General features: G+C 40.2%; 22 protein-coding genes and 1 riboswitch. Of the genes, 12 read left to right on the plus strand and 10 right to left on the minus strand.

From position 1 onward, the window contains the following. Nucleotides 1–16: 16 nt before the first annotated feature. Complete coding sequence (locus tag UN64_RS06475; RefSeq protein ID WP_077360816.1) at nucleotides 17–331, minus strand: hypothetical protein; 315 nt, start codon at nucleotides 329–331, stop codon at nucleotides 17–19. 448 nt (nucleotides 332–779) lie between these two features. Between UN64_RS06475 and UN64_RS06480 the strand changes: the two genes are divergently transcribed. After that, nucleotides 780–1517: a hypothetical protein gene (locus UN64_RS06480; protein ID WP_077360818.1), complete on the plus strand. Its 738-nt coding sequence runs from the start codon at nucleotides 780–782 to the stop codon at nucleotides 1515–1517. A gap of 69 nt (nucleotides 1518–1586) precedes the next feature. Beyond that, nucleotides 1587–2780: a hypothetical protein gene (locus UN64_RS06485; protein WP_077360820.1), complete on the plus strand. Its 1194-nt coding sequence runs from the start codon at nucleotides 1587–1589 to the stop codon at nucleotides 2778–2780. Nucleotides 2781–2818: 38 nt separating this feature from the next. Here the strand turns inward: UN64_RS06485 and UN64_RS06490 are convergent, their stop codons facing one another. Continuing rightward, entirely contained in the window at nucleotides 2819–4156 is a 1338-nt protein-coding gene (locus UN64_RS06490; RefSeq protein WP_245801969.1) for an MFS transporter, read from the minus strand. 157 nt (nucleotides 4157–4313) lie between these two features. On the opposite strand from UN64_RS06490, the gene UN64_RS06495 reads away from it, so the two are divergent. Next, nucleotides 4314–4937, plus strand: coding sequence for an NAD(P)-dependent oxidoreductase (locus UN64_RS06495; RefSeq protein ID WP_077360825.1), 624 nt, complete (start codon nucleotides 4314–4316; stop codon nucleotides 4935–4937). A gap of 57 nt (nucleotides 4938–4994) precedes the next feature. Here the strand turns inward: UN64_RS06495 and UN64_RS06500 are convergent, their stop codons facing one another. Together UN64_RS06500 and UN64_RS06505 are read right to left on the minus strand one after the other, a co-directional pair. After that, nucleotides 4995–5528, minus strand: a complete 534-nt coding sequence (locus UN64_RS06500; RefSeq protein ID WP_077360827.1) for a DUF420 domain-containing protein — start codon at nucleotides 5526–5528, stop codon at nucleotides 4995–4997. A gap of 421 nt (nucleotides 5529–5949) precedes the next feature. Further along, on the minus strand, nucleotides 5950–7653 hold the full coding sequence (locus UN64_RS06505) for a M3 family oligoendopeptidase (protein ID WP_077360829.1): 1704 nt from the start codon (nucleotides 7651–7653) through the stop codon (nucleotides 5950–5952). Between the two features lie 119 nt (nucleotides 7654–7772). Here UN64_RS06505 and UN64_RS06510 point away from each other — a divergent pair, with 119 nt between their 5' ends. From UN64_RS06510 to UN64_RS06525, 3 genes are all read left to right on the plus strand, one after another. After that, nucleotides 7773–9005 carry a PucR family transcriptional regulator gene (locus UN64_RS06510; protein ID WP_077360831.1) on the plus strand — a complete coding sequence of 411 codons (1233 nt, stop codon included), beginning with the start codon at nucleotides 7773–7775 and terminating at the stop codon, nucleotides 9003–9005. 379 nt (nucleotides 9006–9384) lie between these two features. Continuing rightward, a complete protein-coding gene (gene ald / locus UN64_RS06520; protein WP_077360833.1) occupies nucleotides 9385–10515 on the plus strand; it encodes an alanine dehydrogenase in 1131 nt (376 codons plus the stop codon). A gap of 169 nt (nucleotides 10516–10684) precedes the next feature. Beyond that, a riboswitch (PreQ1 riboswitch) is annotated at nucleotides 10685–10729 on the plus strand. Nucleotides 10730–10733: 4 nt separating this feature from the next. Further along, the gene (locus UN64_RS06525; RefSeq protein WP_077360835.1) at nucleotides 10734–11432 is read left to right on the plus strand and encodes a queuosine precursor transporter; all 699 of its coding nucleotides are present in this window, start codon (nucleotides 10734–10736) and stop codon (nucleotides 11430–11432) included. A 14-nt stretch (nucleotides 11433–11446) separates the two neighbouring features. On the opposite strand, the gene UN64_RS06530 is transcribed toward UN64_RS06525, so the two are convergent. Beyond that, a complete protein-coding gene (locus UN64_RS06530; protein ID WP_077360836.1) occupies nucleotides 11447–12412 on the minus strand; it encodes an HD domain-containing protein in 966 nt (321 codons plus the stop codon). Nucleotides 12413–12652: 240 nt separating this feature from the next. On the opposite strand from UN64_RS06530, the gene UN64_RS06535 reads away from it, so the two are divergent. Then, on the plus strand, nucleotides 12653–13483 hold the full coding sequence (locus tag UN64_RS06535) for a glycerophosphodiester phosphodiesterase (RefSeq protein WP_077360838.1): 831 nt from the start codon (nucleotides 12653–12655) through the stop codon (nucleotides 13481–13483). Nucleotides 13484–13528: 45 nt separating this feature from the next. On the opposite strand, the gene UN64_RS06540 is transcribed toward UN64_RS06535, so the two are convergent. Both UN64_RS06540 and UN64_RS06545 read right to left on the minus strand, forming a co-directional pair. Next, on the minus strand, nucleotides 13529–14029 hold the full coding sequence (locus tag UN64_RS06540; RefSeq protein ID WP_077360840.1) for a hypothetical protein: 501 nt from the start codon (nucleotides 14027–14029) through the stop codon (nucleotides 13529–13531). 86 nt (nucleotides 14030–14115) lie between these two features. Continuing rightward, the gene (locus tag UN64_RS06545; RefSeq protein WP_077360842.1) at nucleotides 14116–14613 is read right to left on the minus strand and encodes a Crp/Fnr family transcriptional regulator; all 498 of its coding nucleotides are present in this window, start codon (nucleotides 14611–14613) and stop codon (nucleotides 14116–14118) included. Between the two features lie 84 nt (nucleotides 14614–14697). Here UN64_RS06545 and UN64_RS06550 point away from each other — a divergent pair, with 84 nt between their 5' ends. Next, a complete protein-coding gene (locus UN64_RS06550; protein WP_077360844.1) occupies nucleotides 14698–15642 on the plus strand; it encodes an AEC family transporter in 945 nt (314 codons plus the stop codon). On the opposite strand, the gene UN64_RS06555 is transcribed toward UN64_RS06550, so the two are convergent. After that, entirely contained in the window at nucleotides 15619–16584 is a 966-nt protein-coding gene (locus UN64_RS06555) for a YbgA family protein (protein ID WP_077360846.1), read from the minus strand. The two genes, UN64_RS06550 and UN64_RS06555, sit on opposite strands and share 24 nt — an antisense overlap. Before the next feature lie 101 nt (nucleotides 16585–16685). On the opposite strand from UN64_RS06555, the gene UN64_RS06560 reads away from it, so the two are divergent. After that, nucleotides 16686–17153 (plus strand): NUDIX hydrolase, encoded by a 468-nt coding sequence (locus tag UN64_RS06560; RefSeq protein WP_077360848.1) that lies wholly within the window; start codon nucleotides 16686–16688, stop codon nucleotides 17151–17153. On the opposite strand, the gene UN64_RS06565 is transcribed toward UN64_RS06560, so the two are convergent. Beyond that, complete coding sequence (locus UN64_RS06565) at nucleotides 17154–18026, minus strand: GNAT family N-acetyltransferase (RefSeq protein ID WP_171978810.1); 873 nt, start codon at nucleotides 18024–18026, stop codon at nucleotides 17154–17156. A 157-nt stretch (nucleotides 18027–18183) separates the two neighbouring features. On the opposite strand from UN64_RS06565, the gene trhA reads away from it, so the two are divergent. From trhA to UN64_RS06580, 3 genes are all read left to right on the plus strand, one after another. Continuing rightward, the gene (gene trhA, locus UN64_RS06570; RefSeq protein WP_077360852.1) at nucleotides 18184–18825 is read left to right on the plus strand and encodes a PAQR family membrane homeostasis protein TrhA; all 642 of its coding nucleotides are present in this window, start codon (nucleotides 18184–18186) and stop codon (nucleotides 18823–18825) included. A gap of 21 nt (nucleotides 18826–18846) precedes the next feature. Next, the gene (locus UN64_RS06575; protein WP_077360854.1) at nucleotides 18847–19029 is read left to right on the plus strand and encodes a DUF6954 family protein; all 183 of its coding nucleotides are present in this window, start codon (nucleotides 18847–18849) and stop codon (nucleotides 19027–19029) included. Between the two features lie 71 nt (nucleotides 19030–19100). Then, the gene (locus UN64_RS06580) at nucleotides 19101–19571 is read left to right on the plus strand and encodes an 8-oxo-dGTP diphosphatase (RefSeq protein WP_077360856.1); all 471 of its coding nucleotides are present in this window, start codon (nucleotides 19101–19103) and stop codon (nucleotides 19569–19571) included. 221 nt (nucleotides 19572–19792) lie between these two features. Here UN64_RS06580 and UN64_RS06585 read toward each other — a convergent pair whose 3' ends face one another. Then, on the minus strand, nucleotides 19793–20896 hold the full coding sequence (locus UN64_RS06585; protein ID WP_077360858.1) for a M24 family metallopeptidase: 1104 nt from the start codon (nucleotides 20894–20896) through the stop codon (nucleotides 19793–19795). Nucleotides 20897–21061: the final 165 nt, after the last annotated feature.

Raw genomic sequence — 21061 nt, forward strand, 5'->3', positions numbered from 1 at the left:
AAAAAATCATCGCTCTTTATGCGATGACCTCTCCTTGTAAAATTCGTTCGATCTTAAGTTGTGCTTGATCATAATCCATGTTTAAATACGTTAACATCGTCATGATATCGTCTTTCGAGTGCCTTTTCAATAAATAAAACATTTGAGGCTTTTCTTGCTTTAACAAAGTCATAACTTCAATAGTAGGCAATGTTCTGCCCATTGGTTTGATGCGTAAAAAAGAGCGTATGTAGTTTGTGAAAACCGGAATGGAATCAACAGTATCTGGGTGCGTGTTTAATAGTTTCTGAAACTTTATTAATGAATCAATCAGTTCTTTATTTCTTTCCACGATTATTACCTCGTCCTTTCACAATCAATTATATGGATACTTAATGATTAGCCTGTTTATCTTTCCAGTTTACTTATCGGCATTTTCTGACAAAATTCTACACCTTTTTAATAAAGGGGGTCTGACCCCAAACAATTTATTTCCCATCCAGGTTTTAATTTCTGCCTTAGGGTGTTTGCTCCATATTAACCACACTTTTATTGTCATTTTAAAAAACAGCTATTCTTAAATGCTGTCAAACCATCGTTTTTACTATTATTCCTCAGCACCTTTGGACCTGTTTTCTAGATATCAATCACTCTATTAAACAGTTCATTTGAATTATCTTTCACTTTTCCGTTATGTCATCCTTACTGTTTATCACGATTCGTATTTACTCAATTGTATAAAAATGGTAAATTTTACTTGTCGACAAAGGGGTCACGTAATACGGCAGGAGGATGAGAATATGAGAAACCATGTAGTATCTACTGTTTTGGCATTCTGTCTCGCAGCTTTTTCGGTACCAAGTGCTTTTGCTCAGAACCATAACTTGACTTATGCAGATGAGATTTTGCAGATGCAGCCGGATCTAACGAATGAAGAATTGTTATCTAGTGTTCGATCAATTGCAAAGAACACAGGAGATACCGAGGAAGCTCTCTTCAAGCAAATCTATAAAGAATTAAAAAATGATCAAACGAAAGCAACAAAGGAAAAGCAGCAAGCAGGAGAGATTGGAACGATGGGCAGCAGCGGAGGAACGGTATCCGTTGGGACGAGTACAAAAGGAAACTTTTATTACACGGCTTCTCAAACTGCCTATCTCAATCACGGACACGTTGGTATGTACTACACAAGCAGCACCATTGTCGAATCTGTTCCTGATACGGGAGTAAGGACCATCTCAACGACATTACGAAAAGTTGATCAAGGTGATGCTCAAGTAAAATCTGTTACAACGAGTACGACGAACCGCGAAAATGCTGCAAACTGGGCTTTCAGCCGTGTCGGGATTGATGATTATTCATACAACTTTGTCACGAATCGAACAACGTCCCATATCGGTGATAAGAACTGTTCGAAACTGATATGGTCCGCTTATAAATTAAACGGCAACCTTGATTTGGATGTAGACGGAGGACTGGGTGTTTACCCAAGAGATGTCCGTGATGCACCAGATACTAGATTAGTCAGGAATATTTAATTTACGAGATGGCAATAAGGGCGTTTTTTTGCGAACTTATTGCCTTCTATATCCGAAAAGGAGTTCATGATGAAAAAAGTAATACTTACTTTTGCTCTCATAATTCTAATAGGTGCACTGGTGGTGTATAACCTTTTTTGGGGTCAAAGTATTGATGCGTCATACTCCCTTGAAAAAGAAGATATTCAGAATAAAAATTTTTTAGAGGATAAAAAAGCCGTTTTGTATTTTTCTACGACAGCAGACCAAGATATGGACGACAAAGGAATCAGTCTTGCTGTTTTTCTCAATGATAAAGGTGAAGCAGATGTTTACCAAATGAAGGGGTTAGAGTTAGGAAGTCTCTCCGTTCATAGCCGTGAGCTTATGCTAACAGATAAAAACTCAGTTAGACTGATAGGTAAAAACTATAAAGAGTTCAAGATGAAGAAGCCTCAGTATACAGGGGAACGAGCAGGTTATTTAAAAAGCAAAAATTTTCACGTTACAATTTTTAATACAGGTGTTAATAAAAACGGAGGATATGATTCCAATGTATGGTTTGGCAACAACAGCGGAATTCAAACAGCCAATATTCCTCATTATATTCTAGCTTCAGGAATCACAGATAACGAAGTATTGATTTTGACTCAAGATACTGAACAGAATCTATATAAGTTAAGAAATGTAATGTTTACAGAAAATAATGTAAACGTGCAAGATCTTGTTACATTAGAAAATAAAACGAACTCCGAATTCTCAGTCCGGTCTCCTATCATGAGTGATGCTGAATTCTATTATTTTATTTTGAGTGAATTTGTAAATGATACTAGTGAAAATACTATATTGTTTCGGGTTCACAAAAAAACACTGAAACAAGAAAAAATTCTGTTAGCTTCTTTTTCGAACAAAAAGCATCCCACAGCGGCCATTCCATATAACGTGAAAAACTCTGCGCACCTGAATAATCAAGTTCTATATTATTTAAATGGTCTTGGGGAGATCATCACTTTCGACACACAAACAAGTAAGGTAAAAACATCCTTCACCATAAAAAATGCTACCCAAGACGGTGTGCGACATAACGAGGAAATCTTTTTTAATAGAGAGCATGTATACGTTGTACGATATGCTGAAGAAATGAAAGAAAAATATTTTATTGAAAATTACTCATTAATTACCGGAGAAAGAATCAAAACTATTAAAATAAATGGACTAAATGAGATCCTGAAATCTGTTAAAGGCAAATCTATTTACTCCTATGATTTTAAAATGCTGAAGTAACAAAAAAGTGTAAGCCGTTTGGATTTTACCGAACTGGCTTACACTTTGCTCTTTATTTTAAAATGATAGATTGAGATTGCTGCACACACGAGAATCGTATAGAAAATAAACACATTGCGGTATACGACTTCTAATGCAAATGCTCTTTGTCCTTCAATCAAGAGTCCCGCTATCGCCACACCTAGTGCTCCACCGAAGAATTGTACAAGCTGGAGCATCCCCATGCCAGAACCTACTTCGTCTTTATTTAAGATTCTAGAATTCTCGTTTGCCAGACTAGAAGTGAGACTGGAAAACCCTATGCTCGTAAACATATAAAAGATAGCTGTCATATAGAACGCCTTTGTGCCAAGCAGCGAGAAAAGCACAGCCGATATCAGCAGCGACAGAAGACCCGCGCGCATGACAGGAAGATTGCCGAACCGATCGATCCAGCGCCCGACATATATTGCAGCAAACGCGGAAAGCATGGCACCTGGAAAGATAACCAAACCTATCACAGCCGGTTCTTTTTGAAACAGATTCGCAAGCATTACAGGCATAACAAACAAGAAAGCAAAATGAGTCATGAACGCTATAAGTCCCACAAACAAAAGCGACACATAACTGCTGTTTTTAAACAGGTTGATCCGTATAAAAGGCTCTGCTTTTTTCTTTGAATACAATACAAGAATCGTAAAGAACAAAACGCTCAATCCAAGCTGCCAAAAAGCGAACGAGGAAAGATAGAGTAAAAGAGTTGTAACTCCTCCACCCGTTAACAGGGCTCCGCCAAAATCAAACGAACCGGACCTTCTCTGTTCTACAGGCAGATATATTTTAAAAACAGGCAGCAGCAGCAAAACCAGTCCTGTTACGATAAATAAGAAGTTCCATCCGAAAAGCTGTGTGATGCCTCCGCCAATCACTGGTCCGAGTCCAAAACCAAGAGATGCAGCCGACGAAATAAAAGACATTGCACGCCCTCGTCTTGAGATCGGAATATACCTTGTCGCAAGCACCATTCCGAGTCCAGGAACCGCTCCGGCTCCCGTCGCCTGTACCATGCGGCTGACTAGCACAAAAGCAAAGCTGTTAGCAAAATAGCCGATGATCGATGCAATTCCTAATATCACTAGCCCCGTCGTCAACAACCTTCCAATCGGGATAAAATCAGACAAACGACTGAATGTAATCGTGGACAAGGCAAACACAATGGAATAGCCTGAAACAATCCAGGAACCAGCTGTCGGACTTAACTCAAACTGTGAAATGACACTCGGAAGAGCAACATTAAACATGGTTGTGTTCATGACAACCAGCCAGACTGTTAAACTCCATAAAGGGATAATCCGATTTTCCTGAATCGCGCCAAAACGCGCTTCTTCAGCAGCCATTGTGTTCACCTCTTTCATCTAAAACAATATTTCCTATCTTAGCATGAGAAGAAATTAAAAATCTTTTAATTTGCTTAGTAAAATTTACACTTTGTTAGATTTTTTTCAAGAAAGCTAAAATGATATGATAAAGGTAGTTAGCATAGGAGGTATTCTCATGAAATTATTTTTGTTAGGAGCTTCGGGAAGAGTCGGTCAAAAGGTTGCCGAACTATCCATTCAAGAAGGATTGAAAGTGCACGCCCTCCTTCGAAATCCAGAGAACGTCCCTTCATCAATATTAGAAAAAATAACGTATACACATGGAAATGTCTTAAATAAAGAGCATATAGAAGAAGCCATATCGGGTAGCGATATGGTAGTTAGCGCTTTATCCACAGACGGAGGAAACGTTCTTTCTGAAAGCATGTCGCTGATTATTGAGGCAATGAAAAAAGAAGGCATATCGCGTATCATATCGGTCGGTACCGCTGGAATATTGCAAAGCCGCACTGAACCTGATTTGCTGCGTTATCAATCTTCTGAATCAAAGCGAAAACTAACAAGAGCTGCTGAAGATCATCACCAAGCGTATACTCTTTTAAAAGAAAGCGGTCTGGACTGGACAATTGTTTGTCCCACTTACCTGCCAGACGGAGACGCTACGGGTGTATATCGGGTGGAAAAAGATTTCTTGCCTTTAGACGGAAGCAAAATCAGTACAGGAGACACCGCACATTTCACTTTTTCACTAATTAAAGAGCCGCGTTTCGTTAAATCCCGCGTCGGTATCGCTTACTAAGACAAAGCGATATAAAAAAGACTTTTGCTGAAAAATTCTCAGCAAAAGCCTTCTTTTTTATGCATAATAAGGCGCTATCATCAAGTAGACGAGTACACCTGTTAAACTTACATATAGCCATAACGGCATCGTCCAGCGAGCGATCTTACGGTGTTTCTCCACTTGCATGTTCAACCCGCGTGTTACGGTAATCAAAGCAAGCGGCACAATGACAATCGCAAGCAAAATGTGTGTGATCAAAATAAAGAAATAAATGTACTTAAGCGGACCCTCTCCGCCATAAGATGTCGATTCTGTTAAATAGTGATACGTCACATAAGAAAGCAAAAAGAAAGTCGTACTCGTAAATGCTGCAAAAATGAATCGTTTATGGAGCGTAATGTTCTTCTGCTTAATGAAATAAAGAGCAGCCAATAAAAAAACGAATGTAAAGCTGTTAAAGATTGCATTTAATCGCGGCAGCAAAGTAACATCAAATGCGATCTCCCCTTCATACTCGGGCAAGAAGAAAAGCACCGCAACCAGTACATTGATCGCTATCGATAATCCGATAATAAGCGGTGTATAATTACGCTGTTTTGTTTCAGCCATAGTGTATTACTCCTTTTCAAAACAAAATGTAGTTTCTCATACCTTTTCTTCGCGTTTCCAACTTCATTTTACCATTCTGCACTCTAATTCCAAACTTAATAACCGCTGAAAACAGCATGCCCGATGCAAGTGTCAATAATTCTTCAAATAATGTACAGGTTTGGTTACGAAACTTACCTTACCGGGATACACCCCTAGGTATACATAACGTTTTTGGCGAGTAACTCCAAAAGTTTTGGTCCCCATTCCAAAAATTTTGCTTATTTATCCATGAGTTTAGGCCTTAAATCCAAAAGTTTTTGCCTTTTATCCGCGAGATGTCAATCCTCGACAATTTCCGCACACTCCATACCCTGTACCCTCTCTCATATAAAAAGAAAAAACCGGCAATCAGGCCGGTTTCCCCTATCCGCAACACTTATTAAGCTTTCGCAAACTGCTCCTCATCGATTGTTGCAAGGAACTTCTCTACTTCTCCTACCACTGACGATACACAGCCTTTTTCAAATGGCGAAATCAACCCTGCTTCTTCTACTAGCTTCGTAAATGGAAGGCTTCCTCCTTTTTGACAAAGAGCGAAATAATTTTCCCACGCACTTTCACGGTTTTCTATTGAACGCTTCCAGAACTGAAGCGCACAAATTTGTGCCAGAGTGTAGTCAATATAATAGAACGGTGAGCGAAAAATGTGACCCTGTCTATGCCAGAATCCGCCGTTTTCCAAATACTCCACTCCATCATAATCACGGTGAGGCAAGTATGTTTTTTCGAGCTCTTTCCATTTCGCTCGGCGCTCTGCCGGCGTCGCGTCTGGTTGGTCATAGACAAAGTGCTGGAACTCATCCACTGCCACACCGTATGGAATGAATTCTACTGCCCCTGTTAAATGGGAGTATAAATACTTTTCCGTGTCTTTCCCAAACAGTTCCTCAATCCATGGATACGTTAAAAACTCCATACTCATGGAGTGAATCTCACAAGCCTCCAGTGTCGGGAATTGATATTCAGGCACTTCGTATCCGCGGCTTGTGTACATCTGAAATGCATGACCGATCTCATGCAGCAGCACGCGCACATCGTTATCTGATCCGTTAAAATTCGTAAATATGAACGGAGCTTGATAATCCTGAAGATATGTACAATAACCGCCAGGAGCTTTACCTGCTTTGCTTTCGAGGTCCATTAACTCGTCTTCAGCCATATAGTTGAAGAAAGCACCCGTTTCTTGAGCGAGCCCTGCAAACACTAGCTTTGCCTTATCAACAATCCAGCCCGCATCGCCCTGTGGTTTAGGGTTGCCTGTTGTAAAGCTGAACGGCTCATCATAAAACTTCAGTTCGTTTAATCCAATACGCTTTTGCTGCTTCACTCTTAATTTCGTGCAAAGCGGAACAATAATGTCTTTTACTTGTTCACGGAACACTTTTACATCTGCCGCATTATAATCCGTTCTTCCCATTCGATCGTAGGCAAGCTCTGTGAAATTCTTATAGCCAAGTTTATGTGCGATCCTTGTGCGTAACTTTACGAGTTCGTCATAAATTGAATCGAATTTTTCTTCGTTCGACTTCAAGAATGCATTCCCAGCCAAACTGGCTGCTTTTCTTGTTTCTCGATCGGAAGACTGGCTGTACGGTGATAGCTGAGCAAGTGTCAGCTCTTTTCCTTCAAACTCAATTTTCGCTGAAGCCATTACTTTCACATATTCAGAGCTTAATTTATTTTCTAGTTTTAAATCTTCGAGAACATCATCGGAATATGTTTTGACTTTTAATTCAGCCAAACGGAACAGCTGGCTTCCCCACTTCTTTTCTAACTCATCTTTAAAAGGAGACTGCACAAGTGCCTCATGGAATGCTGTTACCATCCCTTGATAAACAGGAAGGTTTTCATCCATGAATGCCTGTTCTTCCTTATAATAAGTATCCTCCGTGTTAATCGTATGACGGATCTTAGCTAGTCTCGCTTTTGATTCAAAGCTGTTGCGCAGTGACACAACCTTTTTCATCGCTTCGTTCTGTTCATCTGCTGATGACGCATCACGAAAAATCTGTACTGCATCTTCAAAAGCTTTTTTCAGTTCTTCTACATTCGGTCTTTCATATGTAAATTCACTAAATTTCATTTAGATGCCCCCTATAAATTTTGCTTTATACCAATTTCTACAAACCGCTCCCTTTCTCCTGTAATATCCCATACTTTTTCGGTAGAATAAAGGCAGAAGAGTTGAAGGCGGGAGAACAGATGAAAGAGTATCAAACAGATCCTTTTAAAGGCACATTCGGAAGTCTCGAAAATTTAGCTGATAAAATCAGTGATGTTTTGTCATGCCCTGTTACCATTGAAGATCAGAACCACCGTCTGCTTGCATACAGTACGCATGAAGACGGCACAGACCCTGCACGAGTCGCAACGATCATCGGTCGGCGCGTTCCTGAAAAAGTCGTGAACAGCCTCTGGAAAGACGGAGTAATACCGAGACTGCAGGAAAGTGATGATCCCGTTCGGGTAAGTTCCATTCAAAAAGTCGGGCTGGGAGATCGAGTTGCTGTATCCATCAGGAAAAACAGCGAGGTCCTTGGGTATATATGGGTTCTTGAGGTTGAGAAAAAGCTAACTGCAGATGACATGCATCTTTTAAAGCTAGCTGCTGTATCCTCTAAAAGCCAGCTGCTTCAAATGCAGATCGGGACAAAAAAGAAAGAAGAAAATCGCCAGGAGCTTTTTTGGAAGATGCTGACCGGCAACCTTCCTCAAGAAGAACGTATTTTAGAAAAACTGCATGAACTTAATATATTGCCTGTTCTCCCTGCTGTCGTTTTTATTTTACAGCTGGAGGAAGAAATCACACCTGCCTTAGAAAAAGATATTTTATACCTGGCTGCTGTTAATCAAAAGATCAATGTTCTTTTATCTGCAGCAGATTCGAACCAAATGCTGCTGCTCGCCTCCCCAGTCGGGAAAGAACAGCCGCTGGATCTGGCAAAATCGTTCGTCGAGTCATTTTTCACTCATATGAAAGAGCGTTTTTCTGTCTCGGAAATAAAAGCAGCCTACGGAAGTCTAGTTACATCGTTCTCACAAGTAGAGAAAAGCTATAAAGAAGCATCCAGTGTATTAGCTGTACAAGAAAAACTCGGCGGGGAGACACTTTCTTTAACCGGTTATCACGAACTTGGTATTTACCAATTTTTAGATGCGATTTATGAAAAACAACAAAGACAAGGCTATCAGAACGAAATGCTTAGGACCCTGCAGGAATATGATCGGCTTCACAAAACAGAGCTTTATCACACATTAGAGACCTATCTGACAATGGATGAAAACCTAAATAAATCCTCAGAAGTGCTTCATATCCATATGAATACACTGCTTTACCGGTTAAAACGAATCGGAGAAATCACGAACATCGATCTGAAAAGTCCTCATCAAAAGATCATGATCTATTTGGATTTCAAGATAAATAGGTTGTTCTAGAAGGTTTTTCCCTTAAAGATAGTTGCTATTTGATGGTTTTTGATGTTTGGATACTCATCTTTGACTAATTGATTGGAGTGCAAGGTGCGAGACTCCTGAGGGATCAGCGGGACAGGTGAGACTCCTAAAGGCGCAAAGCGGCAGGAGGCTCACCGCACGCCCCTAGGAAAGCGAGCATCCTGGAACGGAAATCAATACTACCAAATCACTAGCAAAATTTACGAAAAGAATCTCTTTAGAGAAAGCATTTGTGAATTATCACAAATACTTTTTTTGTTTTTCTAGATTCTTAACAATGAAAAGCCAACTCCCTCCTTTTATACTGAAACCACAATTGAAAACGCACTCAACGAGTTTATTTATATAGGAGGATTCACAAATGATTATTGGGGTTCCAGCAGAAATTAAAAACAACGAAAACCGCGTTGCGATCACGCCATCAGGTGTAATGACGTTAACAGCGGCTGGCCACACTGTATTCGTTGAAAACAATGCAGGTGAAGGAAGCGGATTTACAAACGAAGATTATGCAGCAGCAGGCGCGCAAATCTTAGAAGATGTTAAAGATGTATGGGCAGCAGAAATGGTAATGAAGGTTAAAGAACCTCTAGCTTCTGAATACAAATACTTCCGTTCAGATCTAATTCTGTTTACATACCTTCACTTAGCAGCTGAGCCAGCATTGGCAAAAGCTCTTACTGAAAGCGGCGTAACAGCAATCGCTTATGAAACAGTAGAATTCAACCGCACTCTTCCATTATTAACACCAATGAGTGAAGTTGCAGGACGTATGTCTGCGCAAATCGGTGCACAATTCCTAGAGAAGCCAAAAGGCGGAAAAGGTATTCTACTTGCAGGCGTTCCTGGCGTTCGCCGCGGTAAAGTTACAATCATCGGAGGCGGCGTTGTTGGTACCAACGCAGCTAAAGTTGCGATCGGACTTGGTGCAGATGTTACAATCATCGACCTTAGCCCAGACCGTCTTCGCCAATTAGATGATATTTTCGGAAACAGCATTCAAACATTAATGTCTAACCCATTAAATATTGCACAAGCCGTAGCTGAATCTGATCTAGTTATCGGAGCAGTTCTTATCCCAGGAGCAAAAGCACCTAAGCTTGTAACAGAAGAGATGATCAAAGCAATGACTCCAGGATCTGTTGTTGTTGATGTAGCAATCGACCAAGGCGGTATCTTTGAAACCGTTGACCGCATCACGACACACGACAACCCAACTTACGACAAGCACGGAGTTGTTCACTATGCAGTAGCGAACATGCCTGGTGCAGTGCCTCGTACTTCAACGATTGCTCTAACAAACGTAACAGTACCTTACGCGCTTCAAATCGCTAACAAAGGTGCACAAAAAGCGATCGCTGATAATCCGTCTCTAAAAGCTGGTCTTAACACAGCTGGCGGTTATGTAACATACGAAGCAGTTGCAGCTGACCTTGGCTACGATTATGTTGCACCTGAAGCAGCTTTAGAAAAAGCGGTTCAAACTGTATAATTAACTTTTGATAATGAAAAGCATCCCAACTGGGGTGTTTTTTATTTTCCGGGAAATTTTTGTCGAATTTTCGAATCTCTAATCTATATACAAAAACTGCTGCAGGAACTTCTAGTAATTGATTATTAACATAAACTGACTTATAATGGGAAACTGTTGTAATTTATGTATTTTCGCGGTTCGAAAACTCCCGCGTTAACAAAACTAGGAGGAATTATATGTTTAATTTTTATTTTGGTGTAGGTTTTGCACTTGTGAATTTTGTGCTTTTCTTACTGTGCTATAAGTGGTTTGGGAAAGCAGGTTTATTTGCTTGGATCGCTGCCGCAACCATCTTAGCTAACTTACAGGTGGTAAAAACGATCGAGATGTTCGGTCTTGTTATGACACTCGGTAATGTGATTTATGGCACGATCTATTTAGCAACGGATTTGCTAAACGAAAAATACGGAGAAAAAGAAGCTAAGAAAGCAGTTTGGTTTGGATTCTTCACACTTGTTATGACCACAATCATCATGCAGCTCGTTCTAATATTCGAACCGCATGAAAGTGACTTTGCCCAGCCGCATCTTGAAGCTCTTTTTGGACTAATGCCGCGTCTAGCGCTCGGAAGCTTAACAGCTTATCTTATCAGCCAATACCTTGATGTTAAGCTATTCGCTAAATTAAGAGAGAAGTTTTCTCGTCCAGACCAGCTTTGGATTCGTAACAACGGCAGCACGATGGTGAGCCAGCTGATCGACACATTCATCTTTTGTATGATTGCATTTGCTGGAGTCTTTTCTTGGGATGTATGGCTTCAAATCTTCTTCACAACGTATGTGATTAAGTTTGTTGTATCAGCAGCATCTACACCATTTATTTATATAGCAAGAGGCTTCAAACACACGGAAGAAACTCTAAAACCAGGCATTTAATGGCCTGGTTTTTTCTATATCACTTTTATATAACTTCCTTTTAGTGCTCTTTCTTTCGCTCTTTCATTCATCTCTTTTACTGCATAAGAGATTTCGGATGCTGCTGCAATACTATGATTGTCAATCACCGTTGGATCTATCAAACGAGGTTTTCCTTTTAAATGAATTTCATATTCTTTTTCATCTTCTTTAAGATTTACAGGCTTAATGATTTCCTCATACCGTTTAATCAATTCATATTTCCCAGATTGCCTGATTTTTTCTAGCATTTCTTCATCTGTCAGCAAAAAATCATCTTTAGTAATCACTTTAGCCTGCAAAGCCTCCTGCAGTAACTTAATCAATTTATCATAGCCATATACATTGAGAGGACTCATGAAAAAGTCCTGAACTTCTTTGTAATATGCCTGAACAAACCATTCAGCGTGGTAAATACCTTTTATGCAGATCAAGCTGTCGTTCACACAAAGACTCGGCAAAAAAGTTTCGATTTCATTCTTCGTTATGTAGTTGTATCGATATAAATCTCTTAGTGTATAATCGATTCGATCTGCACACAGAAGAGGAAGTGGCTGTTCTAGAAGCGGGAATTCTCCCATTATGATCACATCCATTAAATAGCCATGTTTTTTCAAGATCTGCGGCACATCAGACTGCAAAAGTGTGTCGTCAAAGATTTCCTCATGAAAATTCTCAGCCTCATTTTCTAAAACAAAGTCGATGACATGAGAAAACGCTGTATGTGATACATCATGCAGCAATCCAGCGATCTGTTCCTCGATCGATCCACCCAGCCTGCGAATTAAAAGCATAACTCCAATCGAATGTTCATATCGAGTTACGTTCCATTTTGGGTTTACTAAATAAGAAGCTCCGCCTTGATGAATACCTTTTAACTTTTGAATAGGCTTGGATTGAATAAGGTCTTGCAGCACAGCTTCAACTTCATATTCACCGTAAATTTCATCTTTTACAAGCATTATTTTTACCCCCTTATGTCTTTGTCATCTTAACATAAATGAAACGTCATTCACCCCCACTTTACAAAAGTAAGTTTTGTTAAGATTCCTGTTCTATAAGGCCTCTTTTTCTTTAGAATTGTAGGGAATATCTGACCATTCTTTTCCAAAATACCTTTGTTAGCATAAGTCTTGTGAGTCCTGCTTGTTTGCATGAGGCAGGCAGGATACACACACAACCAGTGCAAAGGGGATGGAAAGATGAACGTAAAGAAAATGACAGCAGCTTCACTTCTTTCGATGGGACTTATCAGTTCATTATTCACTACTGCAACATTTGCTTATGAAGCATCCGATCAAGTTGAAACGGTTGCTCACCGCGGTGCGGCAGGATATGCACCAGAAAATACGATGGCCGCTTTTCAAAAAGGTGTTGATATGAAAGCTGATTATATCGAGATTGATGTTCAGCAAACAAAAGATGGGGAGCTTGTCGTCATCCATGATGTGACACTAGACCGTACAACAAATGGCACTGGATATGTAAAAGATCATACGCTCGAAGAAATTCGCCAGCTAGATGCAGGAAGTTATTTCGGACCAGAATTTGCTGGTGAAAAAGTTCCTACATTTGAGGAAGTACTTGATGAATTTCGAGGTAAGACAGGTATTCTTATTGAATTAAAAGCTACTTATTACTATCCTGGGATCGAACAAAAAGTGGCTGAAGCATTAAAAGAACGCAACATGCATCTTCCTAACAATGAGAAAATTATCGTTCAGTCATTCGAATTTGAATCTATGAAAAAGATGGACGAGATTTTGCCAACCGTTCCTGTTGGTTTGCTTACAGGTCGCGCAACTGATTTAAGCGAAGAAAAACTGAATGAATTCGCAACCTATGCAGAGTATGTGAATCCAAGCAAATCCCTCGTTAACTCCTCTCTTGTAAATGAAGTTCATGAACGTGACATGGGTATCATGGCTTGGACTGTACGTAAAAAAGAAGAAGTTCAGCCGCTGCTCGATGCCGGTGTCGATGGTATTATTACAGATTATCCTGATTATCCTCCAGCACATAAGGTTGAATAAAGAAAAAGTGTTGAGGCGTTAGAAGCGCTTCAACACTTTTTTGTTTTAATTGTATTGCTTTATGATCTCATCGAGTTTCTGAGATTTTTCACTAAGTTTGTTATTTATCTTTTCGTTGATGCTCAGCCATTGAGTCATTTTTTCTTTTGCGAGTTTTTCATCATCAGCTCGCATGGCATCATGCATCGATTTTTTCGTTTTATGCGCTTCTTGCTTTAAAGCTTTCAAGTCTTCATGAATCTGCTTCATATCCTGCCAAATTGCCTTTTTCCCGCTTCTAGTATCTTTCTTTCCACCTTCAGCAGCTTTTACGTGAAGGCTGAACAGCTGATCCTTCTTTTGTACAATCTCTTTTTTTATTTCAAGACGTTCTATTTTTAGCTCATTGGCCTTATGTACTTCGGCTTCTAAGTTTTTCATGTGTCTGAAATGATGTTCTCTTTTCTCTTTTACAACCTGAACGTTATCCGCTTGTTGTGCAAAAACCGTTACAGATCCACTGGATAATAAAGCAAAAGCTAATGCTGCTGGTATGATTTTTTTCATCTATATCACTCCTTAACTGTTATACTTGTATCATTTGTTAAAGAAGTGAATTTCTTGCGTTCACATGTATATAAATTCTTTGACATTCATTTAAGCTTTTTTAATACCCGGTTCACCGTTTCTCTTCTCAAACCAACAAACTGGCCGATTTCCTCCTGTGTAAGAACCTTTTCAACAGGCACTTCAGGAAAATAACTCGCAAACCACTTTTGAAGCTTTGCGACCTTTCCTTCCGGAGTTAATGTCGACATCTGATTGATCCTTTGCTGCATCATTCTTAATTTTGTTTCTAAAAGATGCGCTACTTCTTTAAAGACCTTAGGATCTTCCTCTAGTGACCTGTACCATTGTTCCGAATCAATTCTTGTGACCTCTGAAGGTAAAAGAGCAATCGCCGAGCCGTTGTATTCTTTATGGCTTGTTAGTGAATGATGCGGAATCATCTCACCTGGAACGATCAAATTTAATAATAACTGGCTTCCATCCTCATGTACTCTGACTATTTTTAATAATCCTTTATCAAGTTTGAATAAAGGCCCTTCTTCCCCTTGCCTAAATAAAGTTTCTCCCTTTGCTATAAACATGAAGAACTTCATCCCCCTTTCCCGTCAATCGTGTTCACCCATTTCAGCCCATGCCCATACTCTTTTATATGGGGAGGAAACAAAATGAACCAGTTCGCTTATTTCATACAGGAATTAACACTATTGTACAGCATTGCCCTAATAGGTTACATGCTTCGAAAAAAAGAAATATTACCCGAGGGCAGTGAAAAAGTTTTAACGGCTGTTATATTAAACGTCACTCTGCCTGCGCTTATTTTATATGGGATGGATGTCGAGTTTTCAGTTGAAAATTTAATTCAGTTCGGCTGGCTCTCTTTTATATCAGCATTTGTTCTCATCGTTTCATCTATAATCTCCTCTTTTACCGTTAAAAAATTAAAACCAAATACTCAAAAGAAAAATGCCTTAGAAGGCATCATGATCTTTGGCAATCAAGGCTTTCTTGGCATCGCAGTCTGCTTTTTATTGTTTGGAAAAGAAGGAGTTTTCTATGGCACTCTATTTAACTTCGTTTATTTATTATATATCTGGACATATGCGATCTACCTTTTTGCAAGGAATGCAGAAAGCGTCCAATGGCAAAAAGTTTTCTTGAATTCCGGTGTTATTGCTACCTTAGCCGGTCTATTATTGATGATTCTGCCCGGAACTCTTCCTGTTGTTATTTCTAATACGCTAGAACTGACAGGTAAACCTACTGTGCCGCTTTCCATGCTGTTGATCGGTTCTTTATTAGGCGGGATGCCTTTTGCCGATTTAAAGCTTTTATTGAAAAACAAAGTTCTTTGGCTTGCCTCATTCTACAAATTAATCCTATTTCCGCTTTTATTGCTGCCGTTCTTACTATTTTCATTGCCGTTTCAGCTTTTCGCGGTCGCCTTCTTAGTAGCCGGGATGCCCTCTGCTCCTACAATCTCGATGTACGCTCAAGAATATGGAGAAGATGCTTCGTTTGCAGCGGCTGGCGTTGCTTTAAGCACTTTTCTTTCGTGTATAACCATTCCAGCTTTATATAGTTTACTTCTAATAATCTCGTCCCTTGCCTGAATCAGAGATCTCGAGCAGAATCTCAGGATATGGGGCAAAGAATGTCTGCTGCAAAACCTCGTGATCGTCAAAACGAATAGCGTGTGACTTTAAGAGTGTCGTAATACTTGAAAACGGCTCCTTCTTGTTGGCGTATTTTTGCAGAAGCTCTTCAAAAAAAGCCACTTCTCTTACGGTTAATTTGTGTTTAAATCGATGAAATATTTCTTTTGCAACACTGCGGTTTGAATCATTTCGGGCTGCCCGGTTAAACAATTTGTGCAGTGCTTTTGCATATACTTCAACTGTCTTCTCTTCACCAATCTCATGGACATTTTTTAAAATCCGGTTCATCACCTTTAAAGTCGGTTTGCTGTATGCCATGAGTAAGTAGTAATTCTTCTTATGAAATTCATTTACGGCATCTAACCCTTTAGGCAGCAACCTGCGAAAAGAGGCTAACGTAAAAAGTTTCGTATAAAACCGGTCCCGGATCGTAAAGTTATTAAGCCTTCCTTCCTCTTCAACGGCCAGATGTGAAAAGAGTTCCGTGACCTTTCCTCCGAACAGACCGCTTGCATGACCGATCGCCGGACCTTTTTCAGTTGACGCATACACTTTTACCTCTTTTATTCCGCATGAAGGTGAGCGTGTTTTTAAAATAAACCCGTCTGTATCCTTTACGTTCGCTAGATAGTTTTCTGAGAACGAAGTCATTTCTTTTGTTACGTCTCGTTTTGTAGAAGGCTGAAGCAGCAAATGGTCTTCTCCTTGTTTTACAATTCTGATTGTCTCCCTCGGTGTTCCGAGGCCAATCTCCACTTCCGGACATACTGGGACAAAATCTACGTACTCTATTAATTTTTTAATCACATCATTATAGATCACATCACCGTTGTAGCGGCACGCGTCAAATTCCAAACACTTGCTGACAACCACTCTAGGTCTTGCATAAGCTTCCATCCATTCTGCTCCTCATTCATTGTTTCTAACAGTGTCTCCATTTTCAGGTGAAATTTTATCATGATTTCTGTAAAATGTTGGTTAAAGAGAGGAGAGGTTAGATGGCATATTATGAGGATCTTCGAAAACACGTAGGAAGTGCACCGCTTATTTTACCCGGATCAGTTGTAATCATTGTAAACAAAAACGAAGAAATACTGCTGCAGCACCGCAGGGATGGGGGCTGGGGACTTCCTGGCGGTTTAATGGAACTAGGTGAAAGTTTTGAAGAAACAGCCATTCGTGAAGTAAAAGAAGAAACAGGTCTCGAGATTAGCGGCCTAACACAGCAGCACGTATATTCAGGAGCAGACCATTATTTAAAAGTTCCAAATGGTGATGAACTCTATTGCGTAACCGCTGTCTATACGGCAACAGAAGTAAAAGGCACTATGTTAATAGATGAAGATGAATCTTATGATTTCCGCTACTTTCCTGCAGAACGGCTTCCAGAAGGATTATTAAAGAGCGATAAACGATACATCAACGATTACCTTGAACAAAAAGAAAAGAACAGTGCATACCGGTAATTAAGCCGGTGTCTCTGCTCTTTTTTCGTTAAACTTAAATTCAACGAAATCACATACAGGTTGATATCCAATATTTTGATAGATTTTATTTGAAGTTGGATTCGCTAAATCCGTAAATAAGGAACAAAATTCATATCCTTCTTGTAAAAGGTGTTCACTTAATGCGGCAACACAGGCACTTGCGTAGCCTTTTCCTCTCAGCTCTTTTGGCGTATACACAAGATTTACGGCTACTCCTTTAACATTAGGTCTTGTTTTAGAAGCCATACATACGGCTTTCCCACCATCTTCCCAAATAAACAGGAAGCCATCTCTTACTCTGGTATTTGCATATTCTACTGCTTCTTCACGCGTCATGAGCTGATTGATTTCACCTGTCATCTCACCGATCCACTGTGGTAAAAACGTTAAGTCACTTTCGGTTGCGAGCCGTAATTTCCCTGGACGTACCGCAGGCTGTATAACAGACTGCAGCGTATACAAGCGCACATCCATTAGCACTTTTTCTTCCAAATGATGTGCTGCTGTCCAATGCTCGGAAAAAGCTTTCCCGACTGTTTTTGGTGCATGTACTTTTTGTATCGCATACTTTTCTTTTATTAAATATTCAGCCAGATGAGGAGCTGCTTCGATACCATCCGCTTCTTCTTTTTCTAAAAGCAAGATGGCATGCGGTGGAATCAGCATGGCAGCGAGCATGATTTTTCCGTCTTTCTTTACTGTCGCTAAGAATGGTTTTTCTTTTTCCCACACTCTATCTTTGTTTCGCAGACAATTCCCCAGCATAATCTGTGCTCTGTCTTCCTGATCAAGCAAGAACGTTTCCACTTCATCATAAAATGCAGAGATAGATTCATAACGTGTTATTTCCATGACCATGACCCTCTCTTTATCGTTAAAGTCTATAATCCTATATATTTCATTCTTTACAAATCAATTCCCTCTATTTCATAAAATCTTAAAGTCGTTATTTGATTAAAGGGTATTGATTTCTGTTATACTTACTACAATGTAAAGGAAGGTGAACGGAATGAGTACACATGTATTTACAAAACGGGAAGAAATAGCGAACGCCATCACGCATGGTATCGGTGTCCTTTTAAGTGTAGCCGTCACTTCCATTCTGCTCGTGTTTGCAGTCTGGAAAGGGACAGCTGTTCATATTGTAAGTTTTGCCGTATTTGGCGGAACGATGCTGGCGCTTTATACAGCATCCACTCTCGTACACGCTTTTCCTAAAGGACGGGTAAAAGATATATTTGAGATCATGGACCATGCTGCAATCTACTTGTTCATCGCTGGGACGTATACACCGATCGTACTGATCGTTGTCGGCGGTGCACTGGGCTGGACATTGTTCGGAGTCGTTTGGGGGCTTGCCGCATTTGGCGTTGTCTTTAAAGTCTTTTTTACAAAGAAGTTTGTTGTATTGTCCACCCTTGGTTATGTAGCAATGGGCTGGCTGATCACATTTGCGCTTCAAGATATCTCGGCTAACATGCCTCCTGAAGGAATTCAGCTGCTTGTTGCTGGCGGGATCATCTACACGCTCGGCAGTATCTTTTATGTGTGGCGCAGCTTTCCCTTTCACCACGCGGTTTGGCACCTGTTCGTTTTAGCAGGAAGTGTTTTACATTTTCTTATGATGTTTTATGTGCTGCCTCTGTCATAGAATAGATAAGGGGTGACAAAAATGAAAATCGTGCTGAGGATTGTTTTTGGAATTGCCTTTTTGCTAGTAGCCTTTTTCGGAATCGGTCCGGTATTGATGGCAGACGGCATGCCAGGTGAACGGACGCTTACGTTGATTGTTGTTTTATTGATATTTGCAGTGCTGTTTGTGGTATATAGATGGCTGATGAAGAAAAAATTTTAAGGGCAGAGAAGTTCTCTGCTCTTTTTATTAAATGTTAAAATAAGTAAAACGGTTTAAAGGAGTCCTACACAATGCAAATCGAACACCGCCTTCTTACAATGTGTATGGTACAAGATAGAGACAAAGTTCTTCTGATTAAGCGTCCCAACGAAAGAAGTTTTCCTGGCTACCTAGCCCCAGGAGGCAAAGTTGATTTCCCTGAAAGTTTAATAGATGGTGCAATTAGAGAGGTAAAAGAAGAAACTGGACTCGATGTCTCCAATCTCGTTTTTAAAGGAATTGACGAATATGTTAATCCGAAAGAAAACGTACGATACATGGTGTTTAACTATTGGACTGGTACGTTTTCTGGCGAGCTGCTGGAAGATCCGCCTGAAGGAGAGCTTGTTTGGGTGCCGATTTCTGAAGCTCTTGAACTGCCTATGCAAAACTGGTTTAAAGAACGTTTTCCATTATTTTTTGAGAGCGGAACATTTGAGATTCAAAGATTGTGGGATGCGGATTTAGACAAACAAGTAGAACTAAAGTTAGTTAAGTTTTAAACTTACTTTGTCGAAATTTTGATAAATATTTTTATCTGTGGATATATTTTAGATTACCCTGTATAAAAACCAAATTACTGTGGATAAAAAGTGCATTACCCTGTAATAATCGAATATTTATACTTAAAACCGCTATCACACAGCCAAATGCCCCTCTCAAGACCCGCTAAAAAGGAAAGGATGACTCGATCACGAGTCATCCCTCTTTATTTCATCTATTTTTATTTAATAATCTGCAATTCTTTAGGGTATTTCGTCAATGTTTCATGCCCATCAGCAGTCACATAAACGTCATCCTCAATACGCACGCCGCCGATGTCATCGATATAGATGCCTGGTTCGATCGTGTATGTCATACCTTCACGAAGCACGCCATCATTGTTATCACTCATGGACGGGAACTCATGAACATCGATACCCAAGCCATGCCCAATGCGGTGCGGGAAGTTGTCTCCATAGCCTGCTTCTGTAATGTGTTTACGCGCAATTACATCAAGGTCTCCGATGCGCGTCCCCGGCTTAGAAGCTTCCAGCGCCTTCAATTGTGCTTGAAGCACTGTATCGTAAATCTCACGGCGCTTCTCATCTAGATTACCGAACGCTACCGTACGTGTGATGTCAGAGCAATAGCCATCCAAAACAACACCTAAGTCAAACAATACAAAATCACCATGCTGGAGTTTTCTTAAGCCTGGTTTACCATGAGGCTGTCCTGCTTTCTCTCCAAACAGCACCATTGTCGAAAACGACATTTGGCTGATGCCTTTTTTCTTCAGTTCATACTCGATCTTTGCGAGCACTTCCATCTCTGTAACGCCTTCTTTAAGTGCCGCTACACCAACTTCAACTCCGTAATCCGCTAAACGTGCCGCTTCTCGTAACGTTTCAAGTTCGCTATCTTCTTTTATTAAACGAAGCTCATTCAGCAATTCTTCTGCTCCAACTAATTTTGCACCATCAAACATCCCAAGCAGCTTTTCACCGCGAGCATATGGGAGTGTTTCTTTTTCAACTGCAATAGAAGATGTAGCCGTCACACTGCGGCTAGCCAAAGTTTCATGAACCTTAGCCCACGGATCTTCAGAATCGCTGTATCCAACAATCTCGTGTGTCCAGCCTGCACCTTTTGCTTGTGAACGCTCCATTCCCGGACAAACCATGAACGGATCACCATCAGGCAGCACAACAACACCAAGCACACGCTCATGCGGATCTGTGTACAAACCAGACAAGTAAAAAACGTTCGCCGTCGTATGAATGAAGGCTAAAGAATGACCTTCTTCTTTTAACCAATCTTTAACCTTTTGAATACGTCCCTCGTTCATATGTATACCTCCAACAAAAGCCTGAATAGGCATCAAAGTTTTATCTCTCATTGTCTATTGTAAAATAAACGACACAGAAAAAACAGAAGCACACATCGCAATCGCAAATGTGTGCTCTATTTTTGAAAGTTGATTGGAGCGCAAGGTGCGAGACTCCTGGGGGAT

Origin of the sequence: Fictibacillus arsenicus (genome assembly GCF_001999465.1) — a bacterium.
GTDB classification, from domain to species: Bacteria; Bacillota; Bacilli; order Bacillales; family Fictibacillaceae; genus Fictibacillus; species Fictibacillus arsenicus.

Bases quoted from the DNA above. Each gene is read 5' to 3' on its own strand.
- ald (WP_077360833.1), top strand. From the start codon at position 9,385: ATGATTATTGGGGTTCCAGCAGAAATTAAAAACAACGAAAACCGCGTT.
- UN64_RS06525 (WP_077360835.1), top strand. From the start codon at position 10,734: ATGTTTAATTTTTATTTTGGTGTAGGTTTTGCACTTGTGAATTTTGTG.
- UN64_RS06540 (WP_077360840.1), bottom strand. From the start codon at position 14,029: ATGAAAAAAATCATACCAGCAGCATTAGCTTTTGCTTTATTATCCAGT.
- UN64_RS06555 (WP_077360846.1), bottom strand. From the start codon at position 16,584: ATGGAAGCTTATGCAAGACCTAGAGTGGTTGTCAGCAAGTGTTTGGAA.
- UN64_RS06550 (WP_077360844.1), top strand. From the start codon at position 14,698: ATGAACCAGTTCGCTTATTTCATACAGGAATTAACACTATTGTACAGC.
- UN64_RS06575 (WP_077360854.1), top strand. From the start codon at position 18,847: ATGAAAATCGTGCTGAGGATTGTTTTTGGAATTGCCTTTTTGCTAGTA.
- UN64_RS06530 (WP_077360836.1), bottom strand. From the start codon at position 12,412: ATGCTTGTAAAAGATGAAATTTACGGTGAATATGAAGTTGAAGCTGTG.
- UN64_RS06585 (WP_077360858.1), bottom strand. From the start codon at position 20,896: ATGAACGAGGGACGTATTCAAAAGGTTAAAGATTGGTTAAAAGAAGAA.
- UN64_RS06505 (WP_077360829.1), bottom strand. From the start codon at position 7,653: ATGAAATTTAGTGAATTTACATATGAAAGACCGAATGTAGAAGAACTG.
- UN64_RS06545 (WP_077360842.1), bottom strand. From the start codon at position 14,613: ATGTTTATAGCAAAGGGAGAAACTTTATTTAGGCAAGGGGAAGAAGGG.
- UN64_RS06580 (WP_077360856.1), top strand. From the start codon at position 19,101: ATGCAAATCGAACACCGCCTTCTTACAATGTGTATGGTACAAGATAGA.
- UN64_RS06565 (WP_171978810.1), bottom strand. From the start codon at position 18,026: ATGGAAATAACACGTTATGAATCTATCTCTGCATTTTATGATGAAGTG.
- UN64_RS06510 (WP_077360831.1), top strand. From the start codon at position 7,773: ATGAAAGAGTATCAAACAGATCCTTTTAAAGGCACATTCGGAAGTCTC.
- UN64_RS06485 (WP_077360820.1), top strand. From the start codon at position 1,587: ATGAAAAAAGTAATACTTACTTTTGCTCTCATAATTCTAATAGGTGCA.
- UN64_RS06495 (WP_077360825.1), top strand. From the start codon at position 4,314: ATGAAATTATTTTTGTTAGGAGCTTCGGGAAGAGTCGGTCAAAAGGTT.
- UN64_RS06500 (WP_077360827.1), bottom strand. From the start codon at position 5,528: ATGGCTGAAACAAAACAGCGTAATTATACACCGCTTATTATCGGATTA.
- trhA (WP_077360852.1), top strand. From the start codon at position 18,184: ATGAGTACACATGTATTTACAAAACGGGAAGAAATAGCGAACGCCATC.
- UN64_RS06480 (WP_077360818.1), top strand. From the start codon at position 780: ATGAGAAACCATGTAGTATCTACTGTTTTGGCATTCTGTCTCGCAGCT.
- UN64_RS06535 (WP_077360838.1), top strand. From the start codon at position 12,653: ATGAACGTAAAGAAAATGACAGCAGCTTCACTTCTTTCGATGGGACTT.
- UN64_RS06560 (WP_077360848.1), top strand. From the start codon at position 16,686: ATGGCATATTATGAGGATCTTCGAAAACACGTAGGAAGTGCACCGCTT.
- UN64_RS06490 (WP_245801969.1), bottom strand. From the start codon at position 4,156: ATGGCTGCTGAAGAAGCGCGTTTTGGCGCGATTCAGGAAAATCGGATT.